Source organism: Pseudonocardia sp. (assembly GCF_029263155.1).
Taxonomy (GTDB): domain Bacteria; phylum Actinomycetota; class Actinomycetes; order Mycobacteriales; family Pseudonocardiaceae; genus Pseudonocardia.
In genome coordinates this window covers 1-16,094 of sequence record NZ_JAJCYB010000015.1, presented here as the reverse complement: position 1 = coordinate 16,094, position 16,094 = coordinate 1, and the positions used below count along the sequence as shown (strand labels likewise).

16 protein-coding genes and 1 pseudogene are annotated in these 16,094 nt (G+C 71.5%); 9 read left to right on the top strand and 8 right to left on the bottom strand.

The genetic code is table 11. The annotated features are described in order from the left end of the window. Positions 1-191: 191 nt before the first annotated feature. The 7 genes from Q1K26_RS02485 to Q1K26_RS02455 form a co-directional block, all read right to left on the bottom strand. The gene (locus tag Q1K26_RS02485) at positions 192-614 is read right to left on the bottom strand and encodes a PIN domain-containing protein (protein ID WP_300007472.1); all 423 of its coding nucleotides are present in this window, start codon (positions 612-614) and stop codon (positions 192-194) included. Positions 615-620: 6 nt separating this feature from the next. After that, complete coding sequence (locus Q1K26_RS02480) at positions 621-827, bottom strand: hypothetical protein (protein ID WP_300007471.1); 207 nt, start codon at positions 825-827, stop codon at positions 621-623. A gap of 286 nt (positions 828-1,113) precedes the next feature. After that, entirely contained in the window at positions 1,114-2,136 is a 1,023-nt protein-coding gene (locus tag Q1K26_RS02475) for a hypothetical protein (RefSeq protein ID WP_300007470.1), read from the bottom strand. A 117-nt stretch (positions 2,137-2,253) separates the two neighbouring features. Continuing rightward, the gene (locus Q1K26_RS02470; RefSeq protein WP_300007469.1) at positions 2,254-3,126 is read right to left on the bottom strand and encodes an aminoglycoside phosphotransferase family protein; all 873 of its coding nucleotides are present in this window, start codon (positions 3,124-3,126) and stop codon (positions 2,254-2,256) included. Continuing rightward, positions 3,123-3,770: a hypothetical protein gene (locus Q1K26_RS02465; RefSeq protein ID WP_300007468.1), complete on the bottom strand. Its 648-nt coding sequence runs from the start codon at positions 3,768-3,770 to the stop codon at positions 3,123-3,125. Before Q1K26_RS02465 ends, Q1K26_RS02470 begins: the two co-directional genes overlap by 4 nt. After that, on the bottom strand, positions 3,746-4,444 hold the full coding sequence (locus Q1K26_RS02460) for a hypothetical protein (RefSeq protein WP_300007467.1): 699 nt from the start codon (positions 4,442-4,444) through the stop codon (positions 3,746-3,748). The genes Q1K26_RS02465 and Q1K26_RS02460 overlap by 25 nt, the downstream gene beginning before the upstream one ends. Positions 4,445-4,518: 74 nt before the next feature. Beyond that, positions 4,519-5,106: an NUDIX domain-containing protein gene (locus Q1K26_RS02455; protein ID WP_300007466.1), complete on the bottom strand. Its 588-nt coding sequence runs from the start codon at positions 5,104-5,106 to the stop codon at positions 4,519-4,521. A gap of 266 nt (positions 5,107-5,372) precedes the next feature. Between Q1K26_RS02455 and Q1K26_RS02450 the strand changes: the two genes are divergently transcribed. The 9 genes and pseudogenes from Q1K26_RS02450 (at position 5,373) to mobF (ending at position 15,158) form a co-directional block, all read left to right on the top strand. Next, a complete protein-coding gene (locus Q1K26_RS02450; RefSeq protein WP_300007465.1) occupies positions 5,373-5,612 on the top strand; it encodes a helix-turn-helix domain-containing protein in 240 nt (79 codons plus the stop codon). Then, on the top strand, positions 5,609-5,911 hold the full coding sequence (locus Q1K26_RS02445; RefSeq protein ID WP_300007464.1) for a hypothetical protein: 303 nt from the start codon (positions 5,609-5,611) through the stop codon (positions 5,909-5,911). The genes Q1K26_RS02450 and Q1K26_RS02445 overlap by 4 nt, the downstream gene beginning before the upstream one ends. After that, a complete protein-coding gene (locus Q1K26_RS02440; protein ID WP_300007473.1) occupies positions 5,911-6,141 on the top strand; it encodes a hypothetical protein in 231 nt (76 codons plus the stop codon). Before Q1K26_RS02445 ends, Q1K26_RS02440 begins: the two co-directional genes overlap by 1 nt. Continuing rightward, complete coding sequence (locus Q1K26_RS02435; protein ID WP_300007463.1) at positions 6,138-6,572, top strand: hypothetical protein; 435 nt, start codon at positions 6,138-6,140, stop codon at positions 6,570-6,572. The genes Q1K26_RS02440 and Q1K26_RS02435 overlap by 4 nt, the downstream gene beginning before the upstream one ends. Further along, positions 6,569-6,829, top strand: a pseudogene (locus tag Q1K26_RS02430) (WhiB family transcriptional regulator); the annotation flags it as partial. The gene Q1K26_RS02435 and the pseudogene Q1K26_RS02430, both read left to right, overlap by 4 nt. Positions 6,830-7,026: 197 nt before the next feature. Then, positions 7,027-8,943 carry a TraM recognition domain-containing protein gene (locus Q1K26_RS02425; protein ID WP_300007462.1) on the top strand — a complete coding sequence of 639 codons (1,917 nt, stop codon included), beginning with the start codon at positions 7,027-7,029 and terminating at the stop codon, positions 8,941-8,943. Further along, positions 8,940-9,650, top strand: coding sequence for a hypothetical protein (locus Q1K26_RS02420; protein ID WP_300007461.1), 711 nt, complete (start codon positions 8,940-8,942; stop codon positions 9,648-9,650). Before Q1K26_RS02425 ends, Q1K26_RS02420 begins: the two co-directional genes overlap by 4 nt. After that, positions 9,647-10,543: a hypothetical protein gene (locus Q1K26_RS02415; protein WP_300007460.1), complete on the top strand. Its 897-nt coding sequence runs from the start codon at positions 9,647-9,649 to the stop codon at positions 10,541-10,543. The genes Q1K26_RS02420 and Q1K26_RS02415 overlap by 4 nt, the downstream gene beginning before the upstream one ends. 256 nt (positions 10,544-10,799) lie before the next feature. Further along, a complete protein-coding gene (gene mobF / locus Q1K26_RS02410) occupies positions 10,800-15,158 on the top strand; it encodes a MobF family relaxase (protein ID WP_300007459.1) in 4,359 nt (1,452 codons plus the stop codon). Positions 15,159-15,164: 6 nt separating this feature from the next. Here mobF and Q1K26_RS02405 read toward each other — a convergent pair whose 3' ends face one another. Continuing rightward, entirely contained in the window at positions 15,165-15,653 is a 489-nt protein-coding gene (locus Q1K26_RS02405; protein ID WP_300007458.1) for a hypothetical protein, read from the bottom strand. Between the last annotated feature and the right edge of the window lie 441 nt (positions 15,654-16,094).

Sequence of the window (16,094 nt, the reverse complement as noted above, 5' to 3'; positions counted from 1 at the left end):
CGGATCACGGCCTGGGACGGCACCACGGAGCACCACGCAGCCCAGCTGAACCGCATCCCGACCCCCTCCAGGAGCCCGCATGACCCGCCTACCGAGCAGATCTCAGTCCCGAACCGGCTGTTCGACACCGGCCACCTAGCCGGTAGTTCATTCCACGATCCATTCCACGCGGCCCCAGCGTCCAGCGCGCCTCACAGCACTTCGGGCAGCAAGGTGAACGACCCGACGTGCTTGGGTCGGACCACGGTGAAGTGGCGGCGATCGACGGTCGCGATGCTGGCGATGTCCAGCCTCTCAGCGGTGGCGATGACGGTGGCATCGGTGGCGCCGAGCCCGAGGTCGGCGTATTGGCGGACCAGGACGGCCGTCCGTTCAAGGTCTTGCTGCTGGAGGTCGCCCAGTGAGAGGGCCTTGCCGGGTACGAACTCGTCGAGGAAGGTCGCTTCGGCGGTGGCCCCGAGATGTCGGCCGATCAGGTAGCACGCTTCCGCGATGACCAGCGGCGGCACGATCAGGGAGCGGGGAGCGGCAACGAGCCAGCGCACACAGGCTTCGTGGTGGGTGTCGCGGCGGTCGGCCAGGGCGTAGAGCACGCCCGTGTCCACGATGATCACGGGCGGTTAGGGACGCCCGAAGCCGTCGACTAGCAGGTCGTCGACGCGCTCGGAGATGTCGGAGCGGCCGCTGTCGCCGATCCCGACGAATGCCGGCATCGGACGTCGTTGGTCGGGGACTCCGTACCGCTCGGTGGCGAGCTTCAGCAGCTCGTCGGCCTGGTCCTCGGGCAGATGCTCGACGAGCTGCAACAGCTTGTCCTTGCTTGTCACGCTCCTATGGTACGGGCGCTCACCCGCCGGGCCGGGCCGGGCCCAAGCAGTACAGCATTCCGCGGCGTGACGCCTTGGGTCAGCGCCCAGTCACGCATCCGTTCGGCGCCGGCGGCGGCGTCCCGAAGCCGCGTGAGCCCGCCGGTTTGGTCGACTCCGATGAAGATCCCCGCACGGATCACCACGTGCCCCCCTGCTGTGATCGTGCCACACCACGTCGTCACTCGCATTGAATCTAGTCGCCCCTCGCGTCGCTGTATCCCGGCTACGGCGACCGGTCCAGTTGTCAAGCCAGGGCTCGACGGCGGCTTGTGGCGCAGTCGTACAGCCATTCCGGTGGGAAATCAGTGAGGTACGCGACCATCTGCGCTGCGGCCTGCACTCCCGACGCGGACCCGAGGAAGAAGGTGAGATCCGAGGGCGGAAGCCTGGCAATGAATCTGATCCGCGTCTTGATCAGCTCCGGATCCTCGTCGGCGAGCCGACTGAGCGTCTGGATCCCGTCGTCGCGAGCCCGCACTGCCACGTCCCAACCTTTGGCCCACATTGCTTCCACCGACATCACGGCATCCCGGGCGAGGCGCCGCAGCTCCCGCTCTCTGCGATGCTTTCGTCGTGCGACCGCAAACGCCCCGAGGATGGTGACCACAGCGGCGAACCCGACCGCGCCCAGTCCGAGCCACCGGGGAGAGGGTCCGCCAGCGATGAGGTCGTATGCCAGCTGCGCCACAACATCAACAACGCCAAACACCCAGAGTCCGATCGAGGCGTAGTAGATGGCGGCCACGGCAGTCCGGTGGTTGACTTCCCACTTGAGACCGCCGCCGAGTGCCACGCGCAGCCAGGGCTGCGGCCGATTCGCAAACGCCCCGTCGGGGTCGCCGAGCATGCGTTCGAGAGCAGCGGCGCGACCCACGAGGGTGTCGTAGAGCTGGTCGTTACGAGCGTTGTAGGTGGCGAGGCCAAGCGTGACCACGAGACCGAACAGGAAGAACGCGAAGGTGATCGGGCCCGGGCCGATCCGCGCGAGCACGGCACCTGCGGCACCTGCGGCGAGCGGGATGAAGGCAAGAAGCTTGAACCGGATATCTGTGAGCATCCGAAACGTGCTTCCGACCTCGCCGTACTCCTTGAGCAGCATCTCCCGCCGGTTCAGCGTGGGTATCCGGGCCGTCGTGCTGACAGCGGGTCGGTCGACGGCGTCGAGGAGCTGAGCAAGTCCAGAAAGATCGGCCTTCTCGTCGGGTGTCTGGTTGGTGAACGGGTTGAACTCGTGCCTGAACCGCCTCAGGCGCACGAAGCCAGCCATCGGGCAAGCATGCCGGATATCGGCAGCCTCACCATCGTTCATCCTGGCGAGACCCGCTACAGCGAGCGGTCGTACATCGAGTATCCCGGGGTGGCGTCGCGCCGAGTCCGCCCACGGTCACGCGCTTTGCCAGCTGGCGTCCGGCTGGTCGAGCTGCAATGTTGCGATCCGGTGGCGCAGCTCCGCGCTGGCCGGTTCATCGCCGGCGGCCGCGCGCTCGATGAAGACTGCGAGGGTGTGGAGATCGCGCATCGCGCGCAGTGTCGAGAAGCCGGGCCAGCTCGTAACGTCCCAGCCGTACGCGTCGGTGAAGGCGGCCCGGTCGGCAGCGCTGCGACCGAAGCGGGCGCCCTGGTGGGTGTTGACGAGGTCGAGCTCGCGCGGACCACGAGCGATCTCGTCCCAGTCACCGAGGATGGGGCGGTCGCCGTCCCACAGCACGTTGCCCGGATAGGCGTCGCCGTGGATGAACCCGTGGCCGAGTTCGGACTCGAGCCGGTCGTAGTCGGCGAGTAGCTCGCTACGACGTTGGCCTAGCCACTGCCGGTCGTCGTCCGGCAGGTGGTCCGCGCGCTGGGCCGCGCCGAGCCGCACGAGAGGGCGGTAAGAGGCAAGGGAGATCGGGGGCTCCGGTAGGCGGTGCAGCTGGCGCAGTAGTGTCCCGAGCGCGGCCGGCTCAGGCGCTGGTCGATCGCCCTGTGGGTAGTAGTGCCAGAAGGTCACCGATGCGTCGTCCAGGTCGAACGGCTGTACGACGTCCAGCGGCTCGGTCGCGGGAAAGTCCTGCTCGTTGAGCCACCTGGCGATAGCTACGGCGGTCCGACCGCGCTCGCGTTCCTTGCCTCGGCTAACCCGCATCACGACTTGCGCCGGCTCGTGCAGGTAGATCCCCGTTGCGTGCTTCTTGAGCAGTGTCACTGGGCCGTCGTCGAGGTCGATCGCTGAGCAGGCCGCGTCGAGAATGGCCTGATCCGCCGAGTCTGCGATCACCGGCTTGACGATAGTGCGTCCGTCGACAGCCCACGATCGGAGAAGTTGTCGATGGCGCTCACCAGCTCAACTCCATTGCGGGCGTCATGGAACGGCGGTAGGGCGAGTGCCGAGCGCACGCGTACGAGCCCGTCGCACAGCTGGTGGATGCGCTGCGCCGGAGGTAGTTCCAGGACGGGAGCGAGCGCAGCGACCGCGCCGTCCAGGTCGCCGGCGTTGAGCCGTGCGGTCGCGACGTCGACTCGGGCGAGCGCCTCGTCGCCGTACGAGCGCTCCTCCACCGGCCCGCTCTCGTAGAGGCGGATGGCTTCGAGCGCCAGGCGCTCGGCGTCCGGGTGTCCGGCCGTGGTGAGCGCCCCGCCGACGTAGTAGAGCTGCTTGGCGAACGGGAAGGTCAAGATGCCACCGAAGCTCGCCAGGTCGTCGGCGCCCGTGTCCTGGTCGCGTGCCCGTTGCGCGCGGTCGATAGCGATGACCGCCGCGCCAGGCTTGCCGAGCTTCGACAGGGCCCGAGCTTCGATGGCCGCGAGCCGCACGCACGAGTCGGTGGTCACCGCGAACTGCTGGCCAGCGCGCGCGAAGGCGACAGCCTCCTTGTAGCGCCGGGACCACTCCGCGATCAGCGCTTGCGTCCCGTAAACCACGCCCGCAGGCCGTGGTGATCCGCCTGCTCGGCGCACGCCCAGGCGGTGCGGGCTTGCGCCATCGCCGAGCCAGGGTCGCCGAGGTTCTGCGTGGCGTGGGCGATCAGGACGCAGGTTGTTCCGGCCATGAAGAACAGGTCGCGCGACTGCCGCGGATTGGGCCGCTCGCGCAGCAGGTTGAACATAGTGTCGCGTAGCTCGACAAGGTCGCGGAGCAGCGGCAACGGCGGCGTGCAGACGTAGTCGATGGCGATGCGGCCCAACTCGTAGCGCACGTGCTCGACGAGCGTCGGCGCAACATGGTCGGAGTCCGCCCAGGCAGCGAAGTCGAGCGACTCGCGGGCTGCCGCAGTAGTGAGCAGACGTGCTTCCGGCCGTGGCGCGATTGACGGTGACGGGTCAACGACGGCGGGAACCCGCGCAGGTGGCCCGAGGAGGTCGTCGAGCGAGTTCCCGTACAGCTGCCGCATCACGCGACGTGTACTCGGGGTCGCGCGCTCACCGGAACGCTGACCGGCGGCGAGACGCTGGAGGTGCCGGACGCTCAGCGTGGCCGGCTCATTGAGCTTGCGCGCGAGCGCCATGAATTCGGCGACCTGCTCCTCGTAGGTCGCCTCACGATCCCAGATGCGCTGTTCGAGCAGGGTCCGGGCGACCCGATCACGATCCGGCATGTCCTCCCCCTGACGGCCGTGATCGTCACGGTACGCAATGGGGGCCGGATCGTGGGGCCATTTGGCGTAATGAGCTACTTCCGTCCGAGCGCCTTGCCCAGGTAGGTCCGGACCGGCTCGAACATGCCGGGCAGGTACCCGTCCAGCTCGTCGAGGTCGAGCCATCGCACCTCGGCAAGCTCTTCGGGGTCGCCGACCTGCACGTCGGTGCCTTCGGTCGGATAGCACTCCAGGTAGATCATCATGCGCCCGGTCCTCGGGTGGACCCGCCGCCCGATGGGGCGGGCAGCGGCTCGCACGACGAGGCCGGTCTCCTCCTTGACTTCGCGGACCGCGGCATCCGCTGGACTCTCGCCGGGCTCGATTTTGCCGGCGATGAACGTCCACGGCGGGTTGCCGTCGTGACGCCGGCCGACGAGCACGCCGAGCTCCGAGACCACGATCGCGGCCGCGACTGGCTCCAGCTCGGGCTGGTCGGCGGCCTCAGGCACGGGTGCCTCTGCGAGCTGACGGCGGAGCTGTTCGACGTCCCAGCGGAGGTGACCGCCGGGCGTTCGGACCGTCGGTTGCACGCGTCCCTCTTGCACCCAGCGAGCGAGCGAACGCGCGCTGACGCCGACCTTCTGAGCTGCCTCCGTTGTGGTGACAAGCCTGCCGTTCATGGCCCGATCGTCTCATGCGGCGAGTTTGACGCGACCTGTTGGCGAGATTGACGCGTTTTGCTACTGTGGCGTGTATAGCGAGTTTGGCTAGTTTGGCTAGTTTGGGCCGTTAGAGGTCGCTCGGAGGTCGTCCAGAGGTCGCTCCGCGACCGTGGCCTGGTCGTCCTGCTTGGCCGGAATCTCGGGACATGACATCGAGCACGCGCAGTTCAGGGACCGGACGGCTCCGGCCGTCGATCCGCAGCCAGCGATCAAGGAGCCATGACATGAGCACTGATGTACCCGCGCCCGTGACAACGGCGCCACGCTTCTACAGCGTCAACGAGGTGGCACGGATGCTCGGCACCTCGCCCGTGACGCTCTACCGCGCCATCCGGGCTGGCGAGTTCCCGGCCGTGCGCATCCGCGGTCGGCTGATCGTCCCGGCGAAGGCGATCGAGGCGATGGCGGAGATCGCCGTGACCGAACAGACCGCGATCGACGCGTCCGGTTGGGGACAGCGATGACCGCCACCCGACTCCCGATCACCGTCCAGCTCGACGTTGCCCTCGCGAAGTTGCTCCAGACCCGGGAGCGGCTCGTCGCCGGCCCTGCGTTCCTCGGCCGGGACGCCGAGGTCGCCCGGGCCTACGAGCTGGAGGCGCAGCTCTGGTCCGTGCTGTTCGAGCGGGCGCACGACCGCCTGATCTGGCGCGCCGCGCTGGCCGCCGAGGCGCACGCGCGGTGCTGGGCGGCCTACTGGCGCAATCGCGCCGCCCACTCGGACCTCAACGACTCGACCGCACGGCTGGGAGGTGTCGCGTGATGGATAACGTCGGCGTACTGATCATGTTCGCGCTCCTGGGCACATTCATTTGCGCGAAGGCGCGGGTACCGGGCGGTGCGGTCGCCTTCTCGTTGCTCGCGCTGGTGTTGTTCATCTCCACTCCGGCCGGGTCGGGTCTGCCCGGCGCGGTGGCCGGGCTGCTGGACACGGTCGACCAGTCGACTACGCCGGTGCTGAAGAAGTCCGAGACGCCGGGTGGTGCCCGGTGAACCCCCACGACGACAGGCCGGCGTCGGTGGACGCCTATGAGGTGGTGGAGGCGTACTGGCCCTATGACGGTCCCTACGGCCCGGAGCAGACGGTGGTGGCGGCCGTCATGGTCGAGCGGCTGGTCCGGTATCTGAACAACGCGACCCAGAAGCGGACCGCGCTGCCCTACCCGGCGACGGCCGGGAGCGTGCTCGCGTCGCTGCACGCGGCCGTGTTCGGCCTCCAGCAGCTGGTGGGGCAGCTGGCACGGTTCGCGGAGGTTCAGGCCGGCGATCCGTCGTTGTACGACGACCGGGGTGACCGGCCGGGGTCTGAGACCGCGCTCGCGCTGGTGGTCGAGCTTGAGGACATCGGGCCGGCGGTGGTCGAGCTGGCTCAGCGGCTGGGCCGGGCGGCCGGCCTGGCGGATCACCTGGGGAACCGCGAATGAGCGCCCAGACAACCACCGCGGTGACGGCCGACGCGGTGGAGGACTGGCGGGAGCTGGCGATGTGCCGGCAGGTCGACCCGGAGCTGTTTTTCCCTGAGGCCAACAGCGGCCGGGCGTACGAGGCGCAGGTTGCGGCGGCCAAACGGGTCTGTGCTGCGTGCCCGGTGCATCCGGAGTGCCTGTCATTCGCCTTGCGCTCGCTCGGTGAAGGGATCGCGGGCGGGCTGACGCCGGAGGAGCGGCGGGGGCTGCCCCGGCCACCTGTGGACCGGATCGCCGCGCTCGTCGAGACGGCGCGGACGGCAGCGAACCGGCGCGAGCGCTCCGCAGCCGGGCGGGCGCTGCTGGCGGCCGGGCGCCCGGCGCGCGAGGTGGCCCAGGTGTGCGGGGTGTGCGAGGAGACGGCGCGGCGATGGGCCGTGCTCGCTGGCACGGAGACGCGGGAGGTGTCGGCATGAACGGCTCGACGTTGATCATCCTGGCGGTGCTCGTGGCGGGCGCACTCGTTAGCTGGCGGCGCGGGGCTCGCGGTGCGGCGGTCGGGTTCGCCGCGGCGGCGGTGCTGCCGGCGATGACGCTGGTGCGCCAGTCGGACCCGTGGCTGCTGGGGTTGGTCGGGCTGGTCGCGGGCTGGTTGATGTGGGTGCAGTGGTCCCGGTCCGAGGCGACGGTCACCCGATGGGGCGCGCGCGTTCGCCGCAAGTCCGGCGTCGCGTCCTCGGTGGACATCGCCAGGGCCGGGTCGGCGGTCGCGATGCGTCGCCGTGCCCCCGCGGTCCGCCCCTCGCTCGCGCCGGCCAGCCGCCGCGCGCGGCTCGGGCAGCTCGCCTGGCTACCCGCGATCGAGGTGGGGGTCGAGCTGTGCCGGGTCGGTGCGCTGCGGGTGTGGGCCTCGATCGAGGACGTGGTCGTCGTGTTCGGCGGGCCCCGGGTCGGTAAGACGCAGTGGCTGGCCGGCCGCGTGCTGGACGCCCCGGGCGCTGTGCTGGTGACCTCGACACGGATGGATCTGCTGGAGCAGACGGGGCCGCTGCGCGCCGAGCAAGGTCCGGTGTTGGTGTTCAACCCCGTCGGGCTGGGCGGGCTCGCTTCGACGATCACGTTCGATCCGCTCACCGGCTGCGCCGATCCGGTGACCGCGAACGAGCGTGCCTCCGACATGCTCGCCGCCGCCAACCGGCCCGGAAGCGGCGATCGAGAGTTCTGGGACGACCAGGCCCGTCGCAACCTCGCCGCGCTGATGCACGCCGCCGCGCTCGGCGGTAAGACGATGCTCGACGTGCAGCGCTGGCTGGCGAACCTGGATCGCGAGGAGCCGGAGATCATGGCGCTGCTGCGCGGCAGCCCGGAGCCGGCGTTCGAGACCTCGGTTGGGCAGTTCATCACCACCAACGACCGCACCCGCACCTCGATCACCGCCACGATCGCTCCCGCGCTGGGGTGGCTCACCCACGGGCCGGCGCGGGCGGCCGCGGCGCCGGTCGGGCAGGGCGGGCGGGCCTTCGATGTCGCTGCCCTGCTGGCGAGCAAGGCGACGGTGTATCTGCTGGGTGGGGAGGAGGCGCAGGTCGCGCCGCTGGTGTGCGCGCTGACCGGGCACATCGCGCGCGAGGCCCGCCGGCTGGCCGCCTTTCGCCCGGGCGGGCGACTGGATCCGCCGCTGTCGCTGCGGTTGGACGAGGCGGCGCTGATCTGCCCGGTTCCGTTGGACCGGTGGACCGCGGACATGGGCGGTCGCGGGGTGTCGATCGTGGCCTGCTTCCAGTCCCGCGCCCAGCTCGTCGACCGCTACGGCGAGGCCAAGGCCGCGGTCATACTCAACAACTCCGGTGCCCGCATCCTGTTCGGCGGCACCGCGGACCGCGACGACCTGACCTACTGGTCCACCCTCGCCGGCGACCGCGAGGAACCCATCATCACCACCGACCTGCACGGCCGGCTCGCGTCTCGGTCCACCCGGCGAGTGCCGGTGCTCTCGCCCGCGCAGCTGGCGAATCTCCCGGCGCGGCGGGTCGTGGTGTTCCGCCGCGACATGCCGCCCGTTGTCGGGCGAGCCGAGCAGGCGTGGCGGCGCCGGGACGTGCACGACTATCACCACCCCGGCGCGCTGACCGTCCGCGCCAGGGCGTACGTCGCCGGGCGGCGTTCGGCCACCGGACGCTGGATCGCCGCGCGTAGCCGGCCGGTGATCGGCTGGGTCCGCGCTGGCCTCCGCGTCGTCGGGGGCTGGATCACCGCGCTGCGGGTTCGGGTGACAGGGCGCGGCGGCCCGATCTCCTACCGCGATCCGCGCGTCGTCGACGGCGATGTTGTGGTGCCGATGCGGCCAGCCCGGCGAGCCCTGCCGCCGGAGGACGGGTGGAACCGATGACCCCGCCACCGAGGACGCCACCTGCCGCCCCGCCGAGCCCTGCCGCCGGGGACGGCGCGCACGAGTGCGGGCGGCCCGGGGCGCTGGCCGGGCTGGCCAGCGAGGTCGAGGTGCTGCGCCGCGAGTTCGCCGCGCTGCGGGGACTGCCGGAGCGGGTCGACGAGATCGCCGGGCTCGTCGCCCGCCTGACCGACACGGTGGCCACGGCGCTGGCCCGGACCGGGCCGACCCCGGCGCCGTCCTGGCTGTCCGCGTCCCACGACCCCGAGGTTCTCGCCCAGGTACTCGATGACCTGGTCGTCTGGCTACACACCGTCTACCTGCGATACCCCGACGCGGTCGTCGGGCTGCCCGAGTGCTGGCTCTACCACCCCGACGTCGTTGAGGAGCTGCTCTGGCTGATGCACGCCTGGCTCGTCGCCTACCAGAGCGCGGCGGCGTCGGTGCAGCTCGCCGGGGACTGGCACGACCGGCAACGCCCGGCCGTGGTGCGCCGGATCAAGGCGCAGGTCGGCACGTGCTCACGCGAGCGGCACATGACCCGCCCGGACCGCGACCAGTACCCGACCGGCGCCATCCCGGTCCCCGGCGTCGACGCGGTCGCGTCAATCGCGGCCTGGTGGGCCACCGCCCGGGACGAGCCCGCGCCCGAGCCCGCTCCGCGCCCGGTGGCGCCGGCCACCGCGCAGAATGGTGCCCCCCGATGACCGTGAACGGGGCGGCGGTGTTGCCGCCCTGCGAGCACGAGCCGGCGCCGGGGGAGCCGCGTCGGCGGGCGCTGCGGGCGGCGATCTGGCTGCCCGGGCTGGCCGTCGCGCTCGGCGCCGCAGTGGCCACTGCGCACGGCCTGTACGAGGTCGCGGTCGCCGCCCGGGTGCCGGCCGGGATCGCGTGGCTCTACCCGCTGATCACCGACGGGCTCGCCCTCGTCGCATACGCCGGCACCGCCCGGCTCACCGACGGTGGGCGCCGTTACGCCTGGGCGGTCGTCATCCTCGCCGCCGGTCTGTCCGGGCTGGCCCAGGCCGCCTATCTCGCCGCCGACGTACCGCCCGGCGCGGGGGCGGCCGGGTTCGTCGCGCCAGCCGCACTGCGGTTCGGGGTTGGCGCCTGGCCCGCGATCGCCGCCGCGATCGTCGCTCACCTGCTCTATCTGCTCATCGCCGACCACCATCCCGCTGAGACCTGGACCGACGGTCAGCGGTGTTCATCTGGCCCCGTACAGCCGTCGCCGTTCAACGGTGCTGTTCATCCGGCGGCCTGTGTTCACCACGAGCCGCACCGCAACGGCGCGGTAGTCCGGGCGCCCGGCGTTCAGCCTTCGCACCCGGCTGAGGCCGCTCCGGCCTTGCCGGAGGCGCCCGTTCAACGGCCCGAGGCACGAGCGCTGCCGTCCCCGGCGCGCGACCGAGCCCGCGCGGCCGCCCAGCGGCACGCCGACCAGCACGGCGCGCTGCCGACCGTCACCGAACTCGAAGCCGCCGCCGAGGTCTCGCGGGGCACCGCCGCGCACGTCCTCAAACACCTCCGCGAGCACCCAGCGGACCTAAACGACCGGGCCGAACCCGATGCAACCGCCGATGAGGACACCCAGCGATGACCCGACCGACGATCAACACCGACCCGAACCCGACCACCGAGACATCGACCCGACTCAGCGCCCAGCAGCACTCCAGCAGAACCACCACCATCACGAGCCCAGAGCCAGAGCCACGAACGACAAGAACAAGAGCAGCACACCTTGGCATCCCGATCCGAGGGTGCGGTCCGGCCTCCGGCCGGCCCGGACCGCCGCCGCGCGCGGGCGCGCCCGAAGTCGATCTCTGCAAGATCGTTTCGCTCAGGGGGTGGTCGCCGTGGTGCTGAAGGTGACCCGCGGCTACAGCCCGGAGTACCTGCTCAAGGAGGTCGCTACGGGCCGGGAGAGCTACTACACCGGGGCGGTCGCCGCCGGTGAGCCGCCGGGCCGCTGGTGGGGGGCCGGCGCGGAGAAACTCGGGCTCCTCGGGCTGGTGGACGCCCAGGACATGCGGGCGGTCTACGAGCGGTTCCTCGATCCGCGTGCCGAGGGGTTCAGCGACCCGCGGCGCTGGGACGAGGTGTCCACCCTCGGCCACGTCGGTCGGAAGTACCTGACCGAGGGCGAGCTGTACGCCACCGCCCTTGAACGCGAACCGGACGCCACCGCTGAACGTCGCACTGAACTGCGGGTCGAGGCGGGCCAGAACGCCCGGCACAACGTCGCCTTCTTCGACCTGACGTTCAACGTTCAGAAGTCGGTGACGCTCATCCACACCGCGTTCGAGGCACAAGAGGTCGCCGCCCGCCAGGCAGGTGACGAGGACACCGCCGCCGCGTGGGCCGAGTTCCGCACCGCCGTCGAGGACGCGATCTGGGCGGGCAACAACGCCGGGCTGGCCTACTTCGCGGAGAAAGCCGGCTACTCCCGAGTTGGGCATCACGGCGGCGCCGCCGGGCGGTGGGTCGACGCGCACGACTGGGTCGTCGCGTCGTTCTTCCAGCACGACTCCCGCGAACACGACCCGCACCTCCACATCCACAACGGGGTGCTCAACCGCGTCGAGGGCCCGGATGGCACCTGGCGGACGCTGGACTCGAAGGCGCTCTACAAGTTCCGGCCCGCCGCCGCAGCGGTGGCCGAGCGAACCACCGAGGAGCGGCTCACCCACGCGCTCGGCATGCTGGTGGCCACCCGCCCGGATGGCAAGGCACGCGAGGTCGTTGGAGTCCCGCAGCAGGCCATGGACCTGATCTCCACCCGCCGCCGGAAGGTGACCGCGAAGGCGGCCGAGCTGATCGAGGCGTTCGAGCAACGCTACGGTCAGGCCCCGAACGGCCTGCAACGCGACCGGCTTGCCCAGCAGGCCACCCTCATCACGCGCAAGGCCAAGTCGCACACGGGGGAGACCCGCGAGCAGCTGCTCGACCGCATCGACGGCCGCATCCGCGCCGACGTCACCGGCGGCTTGGCCAGCGTCGCCCACGCCGCGCTGGACGCGCGCGAGCAGGGCGGACCCACCCCGATGCCGTGGTCACCGGGGGCGGTGATCGAGTTGGCGCTTGCCGAGGTCCAGAAACGTAAGGCCGGGTGGACCCGCGCCGACCTGGCCAGCGCGATCAACGCAGCGCTCCCGGACTACCTCGGGCTGCCCGAAGGCACCGACGTGGCTCGGCTGCTGGACCGTCTCACCGACGAGGCGCTGCGGTACGCGACGGTGCTGGACGAAGCCCGGCCCGGAGACGAGCTGCTCCCCGCCGATCTGCGCCTGGCGAACGGGCAGTCGCCCTACCAAGCGCCCGGGGCCCAGCTCTATGCCACACCCGAGCAGGTGCGCACCGAGCGGGCGCTCGTGGCCGCGACCGCCGCCGGCGGGGCGGCGGCGCTGCCCGGACCGGCGGCGCGGCGGTTCCTCGAGCAGCTGCGCGAGTCCGGGCTTGAGCTCGGTGTCGACCAGGCCGCCGCCGTCCGCGGCGTGCTGACCTCCGGAGCCCAGGTCGAGTCGCTGGTCGGCCCGGCCGGGACCGGAAAGTCGTTCGTTGTCTGCACGATCGCACATGGCTGGACCGACCCAGAACTGGCCGCCGGCGCACAGCGGCGGGTGTTCGGCCTGGCGACCTCGCAGATCGCCACCGACGTCCTCACCGCCGAGGGACTCACCGCGCGGAACGTCACTCGGTGGTTGGAAACCCAGAACCGGCTCAACACCGCAGCAGGCGAGCGCGGCCCGGCCGGCGAGGACGAGGCGTGGCGGCTGCGCGTCGGCGACCTGGTGGTGGTCGACGAGTCCGCGATGACCGACACCGCCGCGGTCGCCCAGATCCACCATCGAGCAAACGAGGCCGGGGCGAAGCTGCTGCTCGTCGGCGACCACCGCCAGCTGGCCGCGATCGGCGCCGGCGGCGCGATGGACCTGCTCGCGCAGTCCGGCACCCGCTACGAGCTCGCCGAGGCCCGCCGCTTCGAGCACGCCTGGGAGCGGGACGCGTCGTTGCGGCTGCGTGCCGGCGACCGGACGGTCCTGCGCACCTACCACCGACAGGGCCGGCTGCTCGACGCCGGCACCCGTGAGCAGGCCGAGACTTCGGCCGCGCTCGGCTGGCTCGCCGACACCCTCGCCGGGAGGCGCTCGCTACTGCTGGTCGACACCAACGAGCAGGCCGCCCGCCTCTCGGCCGAGCTGCGCGCCGAACTGGTCCGCCTCGGCCGCGTTGAAGAGGACGGTGTCGACCTGGGCATGCAGGGCACCTACGCCGGCGTCGGGGATCTCGTCCAGGCGCGGCTCAATTCCTGGCACCTCGCTGGAGTCGAGGGCAACCGGCGCGGGCCGATCAACCGCGAGACCTACCGGGTGACCGCCGTCCGTGACGACGGCGGGCTCGACGTCACCACCCTGGCCGGCGACGGGTTCGGCGAGCGCCTGGTGTTGCCCGCCGACTACGTCGCCCAGCACCTCGCCCTCGCCTACGCCACGACGGTGCACGCCGCCCAGGGCCAGACCGTGGACCGCAGCCACGCCGTCATCACCTGCGCAACCTCACCGGCCGCGCTGTACGTCGCGCTGTCCCGGGGGCAGCAGGCGAACACCGCGCACGTCGCCACCATCTCCCAGGTCGCCGACCCCGCGCAGGGCAGCGACGCGCACCAGCTACACCGCGACCCGGTCGCGGTACTCGCCGGGCTGCTGGACGAGCACGATCCGCTCGACGCCCGCTCTGCGGTCGCCCTCGCCACCGAGTCGGCCGCCCAGATGGGCAACGTCGCCACCCCGGCGGAGCTGCTCGCCGACGCCGCCCAGCTGGCCGCCACCGAGCGCACCGTCCGCTGGCTCGACGAGCTGACCGACACCGGTGCCCTGACCCCCGAGCAGCGCGGCCGGATTGCCGCCGAGAACGGCGCGCCGTCGCTCACCCGCGTACTGCGGCGCGCCGAGCTGTCCGGTCTCGACCCGCGCCAGCTGCTGCACGACGCCGTCGCGTCTTGCCCGCTCGCCGGCGCGACCAACACCACGAACGTCATCTACTCGCGCATCACCGACGGCAACACTCGCCGGTTCGACCCGCTCGGCTCGACCTACCGCGAATGGATACCCGCCACCGCCAGCCCCGAGTGGAACACCTACCTCGGCGCGCTCGCCGACGCGGCCGACACGCGCGCCGCCCAGCTGGGCGCCGAGGCCGCCGACGATCCGCCCGCGTGGGCGGTCGAGGCCCTCGGCGTCCCGCCGGCCGACGGTCCGGATCGCGACGTGTGGGCACACCGGGCCGGCGTGGTCGCCGCGTACCGAGAGCTGCGCGAGCACGACCACCCCGACGACGCGCTCGGCGCCGCGCCCAAGCCCGGCCAGGTCGAGCAGTATGCCGCCTACCGCGCCGCCTGGACCGCCCTCGGCCGCCCGGAGATCGACCAGACCGAACATGAGATGTCCGACGGCCAGCACCGCGCACGCATCCGCGCCTGGGAACGCGAACAGGCATGGGGACCCAGGTACGTCGGCAACGAGCTGGCGGGCACCTGCCAAGCCGCCGCGCACCACCACCACACCGCGACCCTGCGCCGCGCCGAAGCCGCCGGCACTCCCGACCCCGCCGAGGAAGCGCGGCTGCACCGCGAAGCGGAAGCGGCGGCCGCGCTCGCCGAGACCCTGGACGGGCGCGCCGTCGAACTCCAAGGCCTCGACGATGCCCGAGGGACGTTCCTCGCCCATACCGCCGAGACCCGCGCCGCCGCCGACCGATCCCGCCTGCTGCTGGCCGAGCGGCACGCCGACGACGCGGAGCCGGAGCAGCTGGTCACCGCCGAGGAATGGCTCGCCGCCGACCAACAGGCCCGCGCCGAGGACGACGCCCACCGCGCCATCACCGAACACGACCTCGCAGACGAACCAGCCGCCGACACGGTCGACCGAGGACACGACGGCGCCGAGGTCCTGGTGCCCGACCTGCGCGACATCGCGGCAGCGGAACCGGCGCAGAAGGACGAGGACAGCGTCCGGGTCCCGACCGCCGACGAGACCGCCGATGCCCTCACCCGCGCCGGCCGTGCGCTCGCCGAAATCAACGCCCGCGCCGCGCTCGATGAGCGCGCCGACGTCGAGAACCGCGCCGAGCAGCTCACCCGGTGGCACACCGACGATTCCGCCGACTCCACGGACGCGCGTCACCGTGAACCGGCGCTCGCGCGCGAGTTCGGGTGAGTGTGGTCAGCGACGATGCTCAAGCGACCGCCCGGGACGCGGCGTCGCCGTCCCGGGCAACGGCGCGGACAACTTCCGCAGGACCGACCGGTACTCATCCCGGGTCGCCTGCAGGATGAACTCCCCGTCGCCGTCGCGGATCGGCACCATCAACGCCGGATCATCGACGGACCCGGTCAGCCAGGCCAGCGCCACGTGGACGCCGTGCGCATAGTGGCGCTCGTAGAGGCTGCCGACCCGCTTGGCCCACTCTTCGCGATCCAACCGGTCCGGGACCTCGATTCTGTGCTCGGTCCACCACGACGTCGGCGGGTATGCGCCGCCGTCCGCAACCTCGTCCGCGACCACCATCTCCGCCCAGGCCGCAACCTCAGTCGGCGAGTTCCGCCGGACGAGCAGACCCGGACTCTGCACCTCATCTGTCGTGCTCAGCCACGACAGCGCCGACCACGACCCCAGCGCCTGCGGCGCCCGCGTCCGACCGAACACCCACAACTGGAACTCCTCGGTCCCCGAGACCGCCCGCAGGGGCGGCCGCACCCACTCCGGAACGCTGCGCAGTCTCAACACGCACACAGTGTGTCTGCTGACACAGACATTTCCAGTGCTTGGCGGACGTACTCCTCGACGCGTCAAGGTCTTGGAGAGCGGCACGGGCGGCGGTGGGGAGGACTTTCTACACCACGACCGTCGGGAGAGGTTGCGCCTCGACGAGGCCAACGTCAGGCGGGGCGCCGCTGCCCCAGGATCCACCTGCGGTAGGCGCCTAGGTGGCCGGTGTCGAACAGCCGGTTCGGGACTGAGATCTGCTCGGTAGGCGGGTCATGCGGGCTCCTGGAGGGGGTCGGGATGCGGTTCAGCTGGGCTGCGTGGTGCTCCGTGGTGCCGTCCCAGGCCGTGATCCGGCCCGGGTGGGGGGCTCTGTTCGTGCAGCTC